This window comes from Pseudomonas sp. W5-36 (assembly GCF_046540455.1).
Lineage (GTDB): Bacteria > Pseudomonadota > Gammaproteobacteria > Pseudomonadales > Pseudomonadaceae > Aquipseudomonas > Aquipseudomonas graminis_B.
The window spans coordinates 124,717-138,629 of record NZ_JAXCIQ010000006.1; the positions used below are offsets into that span (position 1 = coordinate 124,717).

Sequence of the window (13,913 nt, forward strand, 5' to 3'; positions counted from 1 at the left end):
AACTTCGCGTATTCGACAGCTCATGACAGGGACTAGTAATGGCACGTCAAGTCTGCTCATTAGGATTTCCAATATTCGTAAAATGGTACATAACCAGTAAATGCAACATACGTTGCACGCATTGCTACCTGGAAGATTACACTCACCAAGAGAACGATATGGCGCGAATACTGAGCACTATCGATTTCTTAGCCGAAAACTCAGTTCGCAGCATCACTCTTCTTGGCGGCGAGCCGTTAGTCCGTAAAGATCTTCCTGTAATCGCGAGGCGTATTACGGAGAAGGGCATTGCATTGCTCATAGTGACAAATGGAACTCTCCTAACACCTGAGCTGGTAGCTAAGTTGAAAGCTTCCGGCGCCACTAATTACCAGGTCAGTATCGAAGGAAATACAGCCACTCTAAATGACAATGTCAGAGGTGAAGGAAACTTCTGTAAAACCATGTCAGGCGTCAGGCTGCTTGTAAATGCAGGTCTAAATGTAACGCTTTCCATTACCCTAACCAAACAAAATCATGGAAGTATTAGAAATATTTTTGAGCTTGCAAACGATGTGGGTGTGGGTGAGATCAGGTTCAACGCTTTCGTGCCTACCGGGACTGGTGCACAGTTAGATTTAAGCCACAGTCTAACGCCCCAGCTTAGTATGCAGATAAGTTCAGAGTTATGGGCCCTGAATAAGGAATTTCCGTCGATAAAAATAGCCGCCGGCGCGTTTTTCAAAGAAATAAAATGGCATCCCCAAGGAAAAGGGCCCACATCGACGTTTGGTTGCGGCGCGGCGACCACTTCTTTGGTTATAAATAGTGATTTCTCCTTGTCAGCATGCGACATGCTCACTGAACAGGACAGAACACAGCCGATAAAAGCAATCGAAAGCATTCAAAAAGCATGGAGTGAGGATCCGATTTTTCTCAAATGGCGTGGCCAACTGGTTACCTCAACTGACGGCAAGGATCAAAGAAACTTCGGTGAAGTGCATCAGCATGGTTGCCACTTAGCGTACACTGTCTACGGAGAAAATATCTTTGAACACTAATCTCGTATTGACCAAGTGGCGTCGACTAAGCTACCTACAGTCCCTATTTGGAGTTGAGTCTGTTCTGGCACCGGTGCTAACCATTTTTTATTTAACCTACGCGGGGTACACGTTTTCCGAATATAGCACTATGCTTGCGTTGTGCTTCCTTTTTCTATGGCTCATCGAGATCCCTGCCGGTGCCCTTGCCGATAAAATGGGAAGAAAAGCAGCTCTTGTTATAGGTAATATAATCTATTTACTAGCAATGCTCTCAGTCCTATTGTGGAAGAACCAAATCTCGATAATCGCAGTGGCGTTCCTTTTTTCTGTAGGCACAGCTATCACCGGCAGTTCCTTTCAGTCCATGATGTACGATGTTTACTCATCCAAGAGTGCCGAAGAAGAGTTTCATGCAGCCACTGCCAAGTCGACGAGCATTTCGTTATTTGCAGCCGCCGCCGCAGCGATACTTGGGGGCGTTTTGGCTGATATCAACCTAGCACTCCCAATGATTGTAGACATTGTGCTGTTGACCGCCGCAACTTTGGTAATAGCACTCATGGTTGTCGAGCCTCCCCGGACGGATGGCCCTGATGAACGTTCAGCTGGTCGTTTAGGTTACGTTGCCATCATGAAATCCGGTTTTCTAAATGCCTTTTCCTCATGGTACATGGTTAATTTCATTCTTTGCGCCGCCGTAGTATTCGCAACGCTCAGGGTCGCTTTTAATTTTTACCAGCCGTTGCTGGTAGCTGCGCAGGTTCCGCTATACCAACTGGGCGCGATATTTTCAGTGTTCTTCTTACTATCAGCGGCAAGTGCTTATTTGTTCAGTCATATGAAAAAGAAATTATTGGCTACTGGTCTTCCAGAACTGATCTTCTTTACATTATTTTTGGCTTCAGCTGTGCTGATACTGGATAGTTCAAATGTGCTGTCAATCTTTGCGGCAATTTGCCTCCATCAGATGGTCAGGGGGATGTACCCTTCATTAACTTCCTATATCTTTAATACCAATATTGAGAACGGTCGTGCTGACAGAACGACAACACTCGCAACAGCCTCATTCTTCCGTGCCTCGATCACGGGTGCTACCACGTACCTCTCCGGGATTTTTTCTGAAACGCTAGGCGCAAGTTTAATATTTTCAATACTCAGCATAGTATCGGCGCTGTCGCTCATGTCGCTGCTAGCATTCAGGTACGCGAACAAGGAGATAAGAGAATGAGAGCTCGCTATCTTCCCAACTCACTGAGTCTTTATATAACATATAACTGCTTCCTTAAATGCCCACATTGTTTCTTGGTGCAAAAGGGAGAGATCAATAGATACGAGCTTCCATTCGATACGGTTTCCGAATTGATTAATGAGGCAGAGGCATACGGAGTGTTCACCGTAATTATTGCTGGTGGCGACCCGCTATTACATCCGGATTTCCTAAAGATCGTCAAACTCATAAAATCAAAAAACATCGTTCCATTGGTCGCTAGTACGGGGATAAATTTAAAGGATGAAATGATTAAGGACATCAAATGTGCTGGCATTCCCACTCTTCAGCTTAGCTTGGATGGTGCTTCCCCCCATACTCACGATGCGATACGGCGCTCAGGTAATTTTATTGAGGTATGTGGGGCCGCTAAACGCATCGTTGCGTCGGGCCTCAACCTTAATATCGCACTCTGCATTCATAAGGCCAACGCCAGAGAGGTTGTTAGACTATTCCTCCTTTGCCAAAGACTTGAAGCATTTTCGGTTAAGCTATCTTTCTATGTTGAATTTTTGCCTACTCCCAATTGTGCCGAGTTGAATCCTCAAGAGATTAGTTGGGTACTGCAGCAAGCTCGCGACTTTGCTCGCGAGCACGAAAGGACTGATTGGATAATATGCCCCGGCTATGATATCAGTTCGGGCACACAATTGAATTCAGTGATATCCAGCCCAAGCGTCGTGATCTCGGCCGATGGCGGGGTATCAATAGACGAGGGCGCTCCGCGGTTCGGGAATGTTTATAGTGGAAGCCTAGCCGAAATTTATACACTCCACGCCAATGATCTAATTCGAAATTTCTTCAAGCAGAAGCTTTCTGCGTTATCGAGCGATTACGCAATCTCCTCCATTGAAGTCTCTTCATCAGGTTTACACGCAAATGCTTTGGTTTACAGCCATGAAAGCAAATTTCACATTATCATCGATGACTGTTTATCCGAGGTAACGCAGTTCTTTACTGCGCTCCATGAGATAGGCCATATTGCTACGGAAACACTCAAGTTCGACCCTCGCTCTGTGTACGACCAGGAAATGGAGTTTTTGGCAAATGAATGGGCTCTTTCGCAGATAAAGCCTAATATCCACCCTGAAGTACTATATCAGTATGAAAATGCTTTGTTTGACTCGGAAACCGCTCTTTACAGATTGATCGACAAAAACCTCGCTCGCGATCTCGTCAATTTTTTTTAGGGAGTTAATCCTATGTACAACATAAATTCAGATCTTATTGCTCGCCAAAATGACCGATGCTTCCTAGATCCCATTAATTTCAGAGTGTATAAACTAAATCATTCCGGATTTGAAATTATCACCAAACTTAAAGAAGAGGATTTCGTGACTTTGGCAAACTTCACAAACGTTTGCGAGGACGAGGGGGTTGTTTTAGCTGAGGCGGAAGCGTTCTGGGCGATGTGTATTGAGAGTGAGCTTTTAGTTAAATCTCCCAATACTATGGACTCCGGCCTTGCGAGCTGAAACAAGCAGAGGGCTAAAGTAGCAAGCATCTACATTATTCCCTCTCAAAGTCCATATCAGCCATGGGTTGATCGCCCGGATAGCTCTCTAGAAAAGGCCAAAGGTGGCTTTCAGTTGACGTTTCAGGACTGAAGCAGCAGGTTTCGAGAGGAACGCAATATTGACGCATCTGGTCAGTGAGCAGATAACCGCTATTTCTGTTGGCTAGAGCGTCATGGGGGATGCTTATCCGGCCGTTCTGAGCCGTTTCAACGCGACCTTGAAAGCGAGCAGCAGGGCTCGGTAGTGGACGTTACTGGAGCTAGAGAGGCGCACCACGCTATTCGCTGTTCTCGTGATCCATGCACTCTGGTAGTCATGGCGGCTTTATCGGTCTAGCGTCCAGCGCGGTCTGGATGTATTACTCCACGGCGAGCAGCTTCACGCCCTGGCGGCGGCCAGGAGTCTGCCCCTGTTCGCCGGTGGTTAAGGTTTTCTATGCTAGAAATTGCTGTGTTCAGAGAGGCGATTGCGACACAGGTTTTTCTGGAGAGTCTATGCGCCCTAAAGCCGTATTATTCGATCTAGATAACACCCTGACTCACCGGGTGCTAAGTATCGAGCGTTATGCAGAAAGTTTTTTGCGAGAGTTTGGTGCTCAAGTCGACGGCGACTTCAAGACGGTCTGCAGGCTCATCAACCAGGTCGACAATGGAGGTTAGTTGTCGGCAGGCTCGGCGTATTTCTCCATCCGAGAAGCAGTTGGGAGCGTTTTGGCCGATGAGCTAGCGTGGAGCATAGCTCCCACGCCGCAGACTTTGAGCGACCATTGGGTGATCCACTTTCCACTTTCAGCTGTTGCGATGTCGGGTAGTAGGCGGTTGGTTGAGGAATTGGCACGGCGGGACATTAAGTCGCCGTTGTCTCAAACGGTGCGGAGTACTCGCGTCAGAGCACCGTTGCTTCTTTGCCGTTCGCCTCGCGCATTGAGGCTGTTTTCAGTTCGGAGAGGGTAGGCCATGCCAAGCCCGCGTTAGCGATGTTTTTAGCAGCGGCCGAGCATTTGCAGGTCAGACCCGAGGAATGTTGGTTTGTGGGCGATCATCCGCTTAACGACTACCAAGGCGCTCTTGAAGGTAAGCGGATGGCGAACACACCTACCGAACTCCAGTATTTAGGGCGATGGTGTCCGCGTATTTTTAAGCGGACGCGATCACCCTTATCGCCAGGATTTCCATGCGCCAACGCAGCTCTTACCCCAAACCGTTCAAAGCCCAGGTCGTCCAGGAATGCCTGCAACCTGGAGCGACGATTTCCAGCGTAGCCATCCATCACGGCATCAACGCCAACGTGATTCGCAAGTGGCTACCGATTTACCGGGATCAATCACCCGCAACTCTGCCGGCCTTCGTCCCCGTACAGGCTGCACCCAAGCGAGCAACAGAAGAGACGGTGATCATCTCACTGGCTCTGGGCGATAAATCCGTCACCGTAAAATGGCCAGCCTCAGATCCGGACGGCTGCGCGTGTTTTATTCGTGGCCTGGCCCAATGATTCGTATCGACTCCATCTGGCTCGCCACCGAGCCCATGGACATGCGCGCCGGCACTGACACTGCACTGGCCCGGGTGGTTGCCGTGTTCGGTGCGGCGAAGCCGCACTGCGCCTACCTCTTTACCAACCGCCGGGCCAACCGCATGAAGGTGCTGGTGCATGACGGCGTTGGTATTTGGCTAGCGGCGCGACGCTTGAATCAGGGCAAGTTTCATTGGCCGGGCATCCATCGTGGCGCGGAGGTCGAACTCGACCCCGAACAACTCCAAGCGCTGGTACTTGGATTGCCTTGGCAGGGAGTAGGTGCAGGCGGCGCAATTACATTGCTCTAATACCTGGCTTTTAGCTGTGACCAGAGGACTGCTTTGGTAAAATCCACGGCATGACTTCCTTGCCCGATCTCGACCAAATGCCTCCTGAACAACTGCGCGCGCTGGCTGCGCAGTTGATGTCCAAGGTCGACACCATGGGTAGAAAGATCCATCGTGATGAGACGATCATCGAGCAGCTCACTCACGAAATAGCCATTCTCAAGCGGCACAAGTTCGCCAAACGCAGCGAGCAGATCAGCCCGGCGCAAGGCAGCTTGCTGGATGACCTACTCAATACCGACCTCGAAGCCATCGAGGCCGAGTTAAAAGCACTTCATCCCGCGCCCGCGCAGGCAGAACCACGCCAGCAACCCAAGCGTGTGCCGCTGCCGTCGCAGTTCCCGCGCACTGTGATCCATCACGAGCCGGACAACACTCGGTGTACTTGCGGCTGCCAGCTTCAGCGTATCGGTGAAGACGTCAGCGAGAAGCTGGACTACACGCCGGGCGTGTTCACCGTCGAACAGCACGTGCGTGGGAAATGGGCCTGCCGGCAGTGCGAAACACTGATCCAGGCGCCGGTGCCCCCTCAGGTAATCGACAAGGGCATCCCCACGGCGGGCCTGCTTGCCCACGTGATGGTGGCCAAGTTCGCCGATCACCTGCCGCTGTATCGACAGGAAAAGATCTTCGGCCGTGCCGGCCTGGCCATCCCGCGTTCGACACTGGCGCAATGGGTGGGTCAAACCGGCGTGCAGCTTCAGCCCCTGGTCGATGCGCTGCGCGAAGTGGTGCTGGCCCAGCGCGTGGTTCACGCCGATGAAACGCCGGTACAAATGCTGGCGCCCGGCGAGAAGAAAACCCACCGTGCTTACGTCTGGGCCTACAGCTCTACGCCGTTTTCGGCACTCAAAGCTGTGGTCTACGACTTCAGCCCCAGCCGTGCCGGCGAACATGCGCGTAACTTCCTGGGCACCTGGAACGGCAAGCTGGTCTGTGACGACTTCGCCGGCTACAAGGCAAGCTTCGAGCTGGGCATCACCGAAATCGGCTGCATGGCCCACGCGCGCCGCAAGTTCTTCGACCTGCACGTGGCGAATAAAAGCCAGTTGGCGGAGCAGGCGCTTCACTCAATTGGCGGGCTGTACGAAGTCGAGCGACACGCCAAGGAAATGAGCGACGAAGACCGTTGGCGATTACGCCAGGAAACGGCGGTGCCGATCGCTGAAAAACTGCATGAGTGGATGCTGGCCCAACGCGAACTTGTGCCCGAGGGCTCTGCTACGGCCAAGGCTCTGGATTACAGCCTTAAACGCTGGGTAGCGCTGACGCGCTACCTGGAGGATGGTGCTGTGCCCATCGACAACAACCAGATCGAGAACTTGATCCGGCCGTGGGCGCTTGGGAGGTCGAACTGGTTGTTTGCTGGGTCGCTGCGCAGCGGCAAGCGGGCGGCTGCGATCATGAGCTTGATCCAGTCTGCGCGGGTCAATGGTCATGATCCGTATGCTTACTTAAAAGACGTCCTCATTCGCCTGCCGACGCAGCGGGCGAGTGAGATCGATCAGTTATTGCCGCATAGGTGGGCGTGTGCCTAACTACACGAGCTGTGGCTTAGTCAACGAAGCCCTAAGCAGCCGAACCGCCGAAAGCTGTTTTCCTGACTCGTCATCGGAAAGGGGTCTTTCGCAATATTCTCGACTTAAAAAAATAATTGCGTCGTTACCATCAGGGTTGTCGGAATAGTCGGGGTGTTTTGATATCTCTATTAGCAAGTCTTCCGAGATAGGAGCGACATGAAAATGTACGTTGAAACCACGAGAGAACCCCAATTTGTAGAACACTACTTTGTAGGGGGCGTATACCTTCGCGAGCAGACGCTCCAGCGTTTTCATCACCAAACCTAGAGATGACAGGGCATCGTCGCTCAAATCGCTGAGATCTGAAGCAGGCTCTTCAGATGAGATTATCAAATATCCGTCGTAACGTGCATCTCGTCGATGAGTCACGATCCAGTGGGCATTTCCAAAAACTTTTAGCTCGTCCATATAGCTCCAGTTAAGCGACGTAACTATTTGAACGCAGGCCCTGCGGGTGCAAATTACATTTTCTGCACGACGGTATGCAACCTTTAGACAGATTATTCAAGTTGGGTTCGCCATACGCTTACTCTTGAAGCAGGGCTGCATGCGGTGTGGTTGAGGGGTTTTCATGATTGGCCGCTTGAGATGCCCGCTGCACGAGTATCAATTTCTTCACTGCACGAGTTGCTGGAATTGCTAGATATAGCTGGGGATTAAACTCCACTGCAGTGTCGTATCAAATCGCAGCACCATCGTGTCTGATACTTGAACTGGTCGTTGCTTGGCAGCCTATCTATATCGCAGCACGGCTGCACAGCATCCCGCACATGAGCCGGAATTGGCTGATGAAGCTAAAGATGGAGTAGTCGACGTCAGCCTCGATTTACTGCCTCAAAGTGTCATATGGCGTCTGGAGATGGGGAATTAGGCAAGCCGCGAGCCAGCCCGGTAGACCCGTTACGAGCCAACCCGGCCTAACTTTCGATACTGCTAAAATGCCGAGCGCCTTCAGCTTAGCCACCTCGATTTTCGAAGATTCCGAGTCAAGCCCAACGAACATCTCGAACTCGCTTTGAGGCAAGGAACCCTGGACGAGCAAACAGAGCAGCGCCGGTGCAACAGCCCTGTGGACTTTGCGCGTCTAGAATCTGCTCGTTGCTCTGGAATGCCTCAAATACTCGGGTGCGGAGAGTTGACGGTAAAAAGGCGTCAAGGGTAAGACTGACTTCGTCGATACACGCATTGAGTAAGAGCTGAAGGAATTCAAGCTCCTGATCAGCCGAGCTCTGCTGTGCCAGGGAGGAATCTGCTCGGGAAATTTTTTCATAGCCAACAATGGCGCGTGTCATGGCTCTGTTGAGAGACCACAGATTTGTACGCAAACCGAGCTCGTCGACTTTCTGTCGAGCGGCTGTTGGGCATGATGCAGAGGGATCCGCCTCAGCGGTTGCTGAAAGGCTACGACAGTAATCGCGCAGGGCTTCGACAGTCCGATGCCGATATCCTGATTATCTACTGATGAGGCTTGGGCTCAATTCCATCTACGGCAGGTCTGTCGAGATTTGTGGGATATGTACTTCCGTTTCTATGAGCGCCATGCTGAGGCTTGAAGCGGTCTCACGAGCAAGCCGGCTGCGAGTCCTGCTGCCTGATGCACATCCTCACCTAAAAGTAGAAAGTCTCGCCGGTCTAACCGTGACGGCGGGTGGTCGTTCCAAGGTATAAGGGCCTGTGAGGAGCCGTTTTAGCCGCACGCGATTAGCCCAGTGCCGCTTATGCCAATCGCGGGATAGCACACCGCAAAAGGAAAGACATCACATGGCCCTGGTAGGATCTGACATTGAAACCGTGCTGCAAGATATCCCGGCTCCAGTTGCTTGGGGGGAAGATATCCGCTGGTGGAATTTTCGGCGCCATCTGCAGGTGGAATACGCCTTGAGAGCTCTTTTTAGCCGCAGCGAGCGGGAGGTTAACGCAACCCTTAAGATATGGGATCTGGGCTGCGAGGCCTATACGCCTGAACAGCTCTTCGAGTTTTTTTCAAGCTTGATGCCATCTGGGTATTGCTCGTTTTCCAGGCTAGCACATGAGCTTGAATCATCCATTGACTGGCGCAGAGATCCCAAGCCTGACATTGACTTCCCATCGGTCGTAGCACTCTGCAATGCCCTACGCCAAGTCGTGAAACGGCGGCTGGTGACTGGCGATTTTTCATGGATTTCGATAGCTGACGCACAATCAGCTGATGCGCCTCCATCTGGCAGCGGAGGAGGCTGGGATGACGTCACGTCGGCCCTTTTCTCAAAGCTAAAGAAAGATGCTCACGGCCCTACGCTGGACTGGATGTTCGCTGCGGATCTTGGGCTGTAAAGGGGGCCTGAGCTTTGTTGCCAAACGTTCCTTAGCCCGCTGGTCGCAAAGCCATCAGCCATATGAGGCAGTTGTCACATAAAGAGTGGGGCTATATAGCTGGGAAGCGGGCTTCGCATCGCATCTTCTGTGAATTCAGGGTCGAGCGCCGTATCTGTTTGCGGCGAACATTTAGATCTCGGCGGCCCATGCGGCTAATTATGGGCGCTGCGCAACATACTCCATTTATGCTTAATCGCATCGATCTCGTGGACAATTTCATGATTATTGGCTAGCAGAGCCTGATGGCGAATGCGGACTAAAGAGTTCATTGACGAGTGCATATCATTGATGTTTTTAACATCCCCATGGCTCTCCGCAAAACGAGAAAGAATCTTGACGGCGTCGTTGAAATACGCTTCAACAGAGCTTGGTTTTTTATGCCCAGTCAACGGCGTGATTTTACGACAGATTTTCAGCATGAAAGCTTGGTTATCTCTCAAGCTGAAAAACATCCTGTCGGTTGCCACTTTATCCTTCGAGCTGTTAGTAGCCGAGTTTATCTCACTTTGAATGTGATAGATCATCTGCCGTGTTATAAATAAGTGCCGGTACATAGAAAGACATATCTTAACATCCGTCAAGCCAGCGCGCTCAGCGACACGCTTGAAGTCTCTAGCAAGGGATTGTTTCGAGATTCGGAGCCCTTTTTCAGAAAGAAACATTGAGCCCGAATCAGTATTGATTCGACCCTGAGTGATCAGATAGTGAACAAAAGCGTCACGTTCCTCTAAGTAAGAGACGATTTCATTTGCATCGTCTGAATTGATAGGGAGCTGTCTAACTGGAGTTGGAAGCTCACGTGTCTTCTTGGTGGGAAGAATGATGATTCCTTTATTGAAAGGGTCTCTATTGGCTTCTAGAGACATATCCACCATCTCCTCAGGCCGCAGACCACAAAATTCCATTAGCCACATCATAAAAATGCGGCGGTTGTATAAATACGCGTGGTTGGCTTTCCGATAAGCCGCATGTTCAGGATTGGAACGCCTCCCAACCTTCGAATCCTCGTTAATGCTAATCCTAAAAACTTCGTCTTGTATCCTCGTTATGTGTTCTACAGGGATCGGTTGCTTGTCATTAGAAGGGGCGGCATGAGCAGGTATCGCGGCGTGCGAGTAATAAAGTGAGTTATTGCGACGATTTATTTTTTTCTCAACTGTGAGTTGCGCACCTCTGCCTTCACCTATGATGGGGGGGAGGCTAGAGGGTCGAACATTATTCTGGTACCAAATTAAGAAGCTTAACGCTCTTTGCATGATGGCAATGATCTGATTTGTCTCACGAGCTTTAGTCGCAATGCCTTTGCTTAGCTTAACGTCTGTCAGGAGAATATTGTACAGAGCGTATAAGTCATTATCGCTGAATTGGTCAAAAGAGCCTGCAGTGGCGTGACAATACCTAACAAGGGGCGTGATTTCGGATGCCGCTGTTTTAGTTGACTCCCTGCCAGTCGTGGAATCTGCAATACTAGCGAGCCATGAATTTATCGGGGTGCATGGTTTGCCGTTAGGCCAGAACATGAGGCAGTACGTAGAGTACTTCCGAGTCCGTAATTGCCTGTTCGGCCGGGCTGTTAAGTCTGCTGCATACGGAAGTGCGACGTTTTCGAAAAGGCGGTATAGCTGTTTCACTTACGCTTACCTCCGGCGATTAATTTAAGCTCAGAATCCGACGTAGGGATTTCTGAGTTAATAATTTGAGAGTATTTTATACGTGCTTGATTCAGAAATTTCGTAACCGTGAATTGAGTCTGCTCACTCAGCGATGGGTCGTGCGCGACTAATTGCTCAAGATGATTAAAGATTTCTAAATAAGCGGTACTGCATAAATGCGCGTGCAATAGTGATTGTTTTACCAGTAATTCGTTCGAGACCGTAAGCTTGTGTATTTTTGGAGGGGGTGCATTTATTATCTCGTTTGCCTCTTCACGCAGTGCGAGCATCAGACTCCAATAACTCGCATGGGCAGGGTTGTCGAGAGGATGTGAGGATTTCGCGTGTTGTTTTAGCGTATTGTACGAAACCCGATGAAACCTATCATCCACTGCGAGACTAGCGAAAGCACGCATCGTTTCAAGAGCTCTGCGATGGGACTCATTCGAGAGTTTTCGAACCTGGATTATTTCGGTCAGCCAGCTACACCTACTGACTATATGATCAGCTTTTGAATCTTTCATCTTTGTGCTCCAAATATTTAACTGCGAATTCATTGTCCCATATCACGCCGTCAGTGTTTTTTATGGTTATCGTATAGGTTTGTAACTCAACGCTTTTATTGGCTAAGAGCTGCCTCACCATTTGATCGTAGTCCTTAGGTGATCGCCCCCTGATAGAGTCGACGTTAAATCTGCGCTTCACCTCAGCATGAAGCGCTACTAATCCTTGGTTTTCTTCAGGGGGCAGATTTTCCTGTTCAAGCTTTATGAGTTTTTCGGTGATGCATTCGGCTTTTAGGTTTAACAATTCATCAGTAGGAATATCTCCACTAAGGTATTCGTCTACGGATCCAGTGTTCATATGTCCGGCCATGTAGCTTCCTGTGCTGCGCGATGACTCGCCTTCATGATGAATCAAGGTCATGAGATAGAATTTTCGCGCTTCATGAATACGAATCAGCCAACTCCGGCCATATTCATCTTTGGGGAGACCCAAGATGTTGCAGAAAGCGTTAAGGCAGGTGTCGATTCGGCCCGAATGCAATCTTGAGCCAGGCTTGCCAAGCCCCTTGTCTTTAGGGAAGTAAAAAAGCAGTTTTTTCTTGGGAGAGGTTTGAAACACTTGCTCGAGTTGCGTTCCAAGTAATTGTAAAAGTTGGATTGCTCGTGCTGCAATGTAGGGGATGGGCCTGACAATCGTGTCGTTGGCACCTGCATGGCCGCTCTTTTCGCTAAGGTGGTTTATTAAAGCGCCGCCGACTAGATCTTCGTATTCAAGGCAATCCCGGGGTAGCTGACAAATTTCACCCATGCGCAACGGCTTTAGCATGCCCAAGATAATCAAACATGCCCCAATAAAACCCTGCATGCCCGAAACAAAGCTAAGCCCCAATCCCGGTAAAGGAGAGCTGTTAAGGGTTGAAATGCTCAACGCTTCCACCAATGGAACACACGGGTAGCCATCGTATCCCTGTGTTCTAAACCTCAGTTTGGTGGAGTGGAAACGTTTATTAATCGCTTCGTTTGTACACCACGTGCTTCCCTCATCGATATTTCTGCACTGGTTCGCATAGAATACTATCGCATCGACAAACGCGCCGCCAAAGCGCATGATCCATTCCGTAGCCCCGGCAAGCAACGAAATGCCGATGCTCAATGGTATCTTCCGAGTGTGCCGAGTAGCTACAAGTGATTCGTGTACAGCCGCAGAGATTTCATTTCTATCTAGGTTGAGTTTTGGTATAAGGTCTGGAAACAACGCGTTACACTTGATGAAGAGTGTTAGATGGCCCAGTTCGTTAGCGAAGGCCGACTGGGTACTTCGCCGAAGCATGGCTTCTGAATGCAAAAGATGCTTGTGGCCTGCATTCCTTCTGCTGTGCGAGTGTCCTACAAGCACGGTGTTAGCATCAACGTCATCTTCAAATTGGCTTAGGAACGCTCTAAATCGGACATTCTTGAAAGCTCTACGATCTGCAGTCAATACAGTCGCTAGGTAATTTCTAGAAATTAAATTCTTGGTAAGATGATCCTGAAGTTCGAGGTGGTTTGAAACGTCTTGTATGAATTGAGGAGGCAGCTCAAATGGTGATATAAGAATCTGGTCAGGAGCGAGAGTGCCATAGATATCCATGTGCATAAAGGCTAGGAATCGTTCTGTGTATCGCAAAGCAGTGGCCCAGTTTCCGTCTGCAAGCTCGGCCATCAGGATCTTTACAGCGTTGTCGTCGAAATTGTTGAAGCCAAAGCGTTGAGGATCGTAATCTTCAGAGTGCAGCACTAACCAGCTCGAAAGGTTTTTTTGCCAATTTATAGTCGCCCACCACCGGATAGGATCAACTGTCGCTCCTGTCCGGCCTGACCGCAGTGCTATTGCGTTTTTTTGAATGCTTATGAGTAACTTTGAGTATAGTGGGTCTGTTAATTTTCGGCCATCCGGCAGGGAGTGCTCAAAATAAATCGTCTGATTTCTGTCGTCTTCGGTAGCCCCCTTCGCAATCCACTTGGCGTCCCCTAAAGAGCCCTCAATCATCCATACTGGTTTTACCGAATAGTCTAACGTCGTCACCCGATCTCGTTGCATTCTCGACAGATGACGAAAGTATTCATCATCATCTGATTCTTCTTGGCTGCTGAGGCTAGTGGGTTTTTTCAT

General features: G+C 49.9%; 13 protein-coding genes. 9 read left to right on the top strand and 4 right to left on the bottom strand.

What is annotated here, in order from left to right; genetic code table 11:
* The first annotated feature begins 38 nt into the window (after nucleotides 1-38).
* From SLW74_RS13110 to tnpC, 8 genes are all read left to right on the top strand, one after another.
* Nucleotides 39-1,040, top strand: coding sequence for a radical SAM protein (locus SLW74_RS13110; protein ID WP_410929139.1), 1,002 nt, complete (start codon nucleotides 39-41; stop codon nucleotides 1,038-1,040).
* Nucleotides 1,030-2,250: an MFS transporter gene (locus tag SLW74_RS13115; RefSeq protein ID WP_410929140.1), complete on the top strand. Its 1,221-nt coding sequence runs from the start codon at nucleotides 1,030-1,032 to the stop codon at nucleotides 2,248-2,250. Before SLW74_RS13110 ends, SLW74_RS13115 begins: the two co-directional genes overlap by 11 nt.
* Nucleotides 2,247-3,479 (top strand): radical SAM protein, encoded by a 1,233-nt coding sequence (locus tag SLW74_RS13120; protein ID WP_410929141.1) that lies wholly within the window; start codon nucleotides 2,247-2,249, stop codon nucleotides 3,477-3,479. The genes SLW74_RS13115 and SLW74_RS13120 overlap by 4 nt, the downstream gene beginning before the upstream one ends.
* Nucleotides 3,480-3,491: 12 nt before the next feature.
* Complete coding sequence (locus tag SLW74_RS13125; RefSeq protein WP_410929142.1) at nucleotides 3,492-3,764, top strand: hypothetical protein; 273 nt, start codon at nucleotides 3,492-3,494, stop codon at nucleotides 3,762-3,764.
* Nucleotides 3,765-4,710: 946 nt separating this feature from the next.
* Nucleotides 4,711-5,067, top strand: coding sequence for an HAD family hydrolase (locus SLW74_RS13130; protein WP_410929143.1), 357 nt, complete (start codon nucleotides 4,711-4,713; stop codon nucleotides 5,065-5,067).
* Nucleotides 4,980-5,297: an IS66-like element accessory protein TnpA gene (gene tnpA / locus SLW74_RS13135; RefSeq protein WP_024671612.1), complete on the top strand. Its 318-nt coding sequence runs from the start codon at nucleotides 4,980-4,982 to the stop codon at nucleotides 5,295-5,297. Before SLW74_RS13130 ends, tnpA begins: the two co-directional genes overlap by 88 nt.
* On the top strand, nucleotides 5,294-5,629 hold the full coding sequence (gene tnpB / locus SLW74_RS13140) for an IS66 family insertion sequence element accessory protein TnpB (protein WP_410929144.1): 336 nt from the start codon (nucleotides 5,294-5,296) through the stop codon (nucleotides 5,627-5,629). The genes tnpA and tnpB overlap by 4 nt, the downstream gene beginning before the upstream one ends.
* A gap of 50 nt (nucleotides 5,630-5,679) precedes the next feature.
* Nucleotides 5,680-7,206: an IS66 family transposase gene (gene tnpC / locus SLW74_RS13145; RefSeq protein ID WP_410929145.1), complete on the top strand. Its 1,527-nt coding sequence runs from the start codon at nucleotides 5,680-5,682 to the stop codon at nucleotides 7,204-7,206.
* Here the strand turns inward: tnpC and SLW74_RS13150 are convergent, their stop codons facing one another.
* Entirely contained in the window at nucleotides 7,207-7,656 is a 450-nt protein-coding gene (locus SLW74_RS13150) for a hypothetical protein (RefSeq protein ID WP_410929146.1), read from the bottom strand. It lies immediately after the preceding gene.
* Nucleotides 7,657-9,009: 1,353 nt separating this feature from the next.
* Here SLW74_RS13150 and SLW74_RS13155 point away from each other — a divergent pair.
* The gene (locus SLW74_RS13155) at nucleotides 9,010-9,561 is read left to right on the top strand and encodes a hypothetical protein (RefSeq protein ID WP_410929147.1); all 552 of its coding nucleotides are present in this window, start codon (nucleotides 9,010-9,012) and stop codon (nucleotides 9,559-9,561) included.
* Nucleotides 9,562-9,755: 194 nt separating this feature from the next.
* Here SLW74_RS13155 and SLW74_RS13160 read toward each other — a convergent pair whose 3' ends face one another.
* From SLW74_RS13160 to SLW74_RS13170, 3 genes are all read right to left on the bottom strand, one after another.
* Entirely contained in the window at nucleotides 9,756-11,123 is a 1,368-nt protein-coding gene (locus SLW74_RS13160; protein ID WP_410929148.1) for a tyrosine-type recombinase/integrase, read from the bottom strand.
* A gap of 107 nt (nucleotides 11,124-11,230) precedes the next feature.
* Nucleotides 11,231-11,779 (bottom strand): hypothetical protein, encoded by a 549-nt coding sequence (locus SLW74_RS13165; protein WP_410929149.1) that lies wholly within the window; start codon nucleotides 11,777-11,779, stop codon nucleotides 11,231-11,233.
* Nucleotides 11,760-13,913, bottom strand: coding sequence for a hypothetical protein (locus SLW74_RS13170; protein ID WP_410929150.1), 2,154 nt, complete (start codon nucleotides 13,911-13,913; stop codon nucleotides 11,760-11,762). The genes SLW74_RS13165 and SLW74_RS13170 overlap by 20 nt, the downstream gene beginning before the upstream one ends.

What these genes read in the sequence shown, in the direction of transcription:
- SLW74_RS13110 (WP_410929139.1), top strand. Translation starts at nt 39, where the DNA reads ATGGCACGTCAAGTCTGCTCATTAGGATTTCCAATATTCGTAAAATGG.
- SLW74_RS13120 (WP_410929141.1), top strand. Translation starts at nt 2,247, where the DNA reads ATGAGAGCTCGCTATCTTCCCAACTCACTGAGTCTTTATATAACATAT.
- SLW74_RS13125 (WP_410929142.1), top strand. Translation starts at nt 3,492, where the DNA reads ATGTACAACATAAATTCAGATCTTATTGCTCGCCAAAATGACCGATGC.
- tnpA (WP_024671612.1), top strand. Translation starts at nt 4,980, where the DNA reads ATGCGCCAACGCAGCTCTTACCCCAAACCGTTCAAAGCCCAGGTCGTC.
- tnpB (WP_410929144.1), top strand. Translation starts at nt 5,294, where the DNA reads ATGATTCGTATCGACTCCATCTGGCTCGCCACCGAGCCCATGGACATG.
- tnpC (WP_410929145.1), top strand. Translation starts at nt 5,680, where the DNA reads ATGACTTCCTTGCCCGATCTCGACCAAATGCCTCCTGAACAACTGCGC.
- SLW74_RS13150 (WP_410929146.1), bottom strand. Translation starts at nt 7,656, where the DNA reads ATGGACGAGCTAAAAGTTTTTGGAAATGCCCACTGGATCGTGACTCAT.
- SLW74_RS13155 (WP_410929147.1), top strand. Translation starts at nt 9,010, where the DNA reads ATGGCCCTGGTAGGATCTGACATTGAAACCGTGCTGCAAGATATCCCG.
- SLW74_RS13160 (WP_410929148.1), bottom strand. Translation starts at nt 11,123, where the DNA reads ATGTTCTGGCCTAACGGCAAACCATGCACCCCGATAAATTCATGGCTC.
- SLW74_RS13165 (WP_410929149.1), bottom strand. Translation starts at nt 11,779, where the DNA reads ATGAAAGATTCAAAAGCTGATCATATAGTCAGTAGGTGTAGCTGGCTG.
- SLW74_RS13170 (WP_410929150.1), bottom strand. Translation starts at nt 13,913, where the DNA reads ATGAAAAAACCCACTAGCCTCAGCAGCCAAGAAGAATCAGATGATGAT.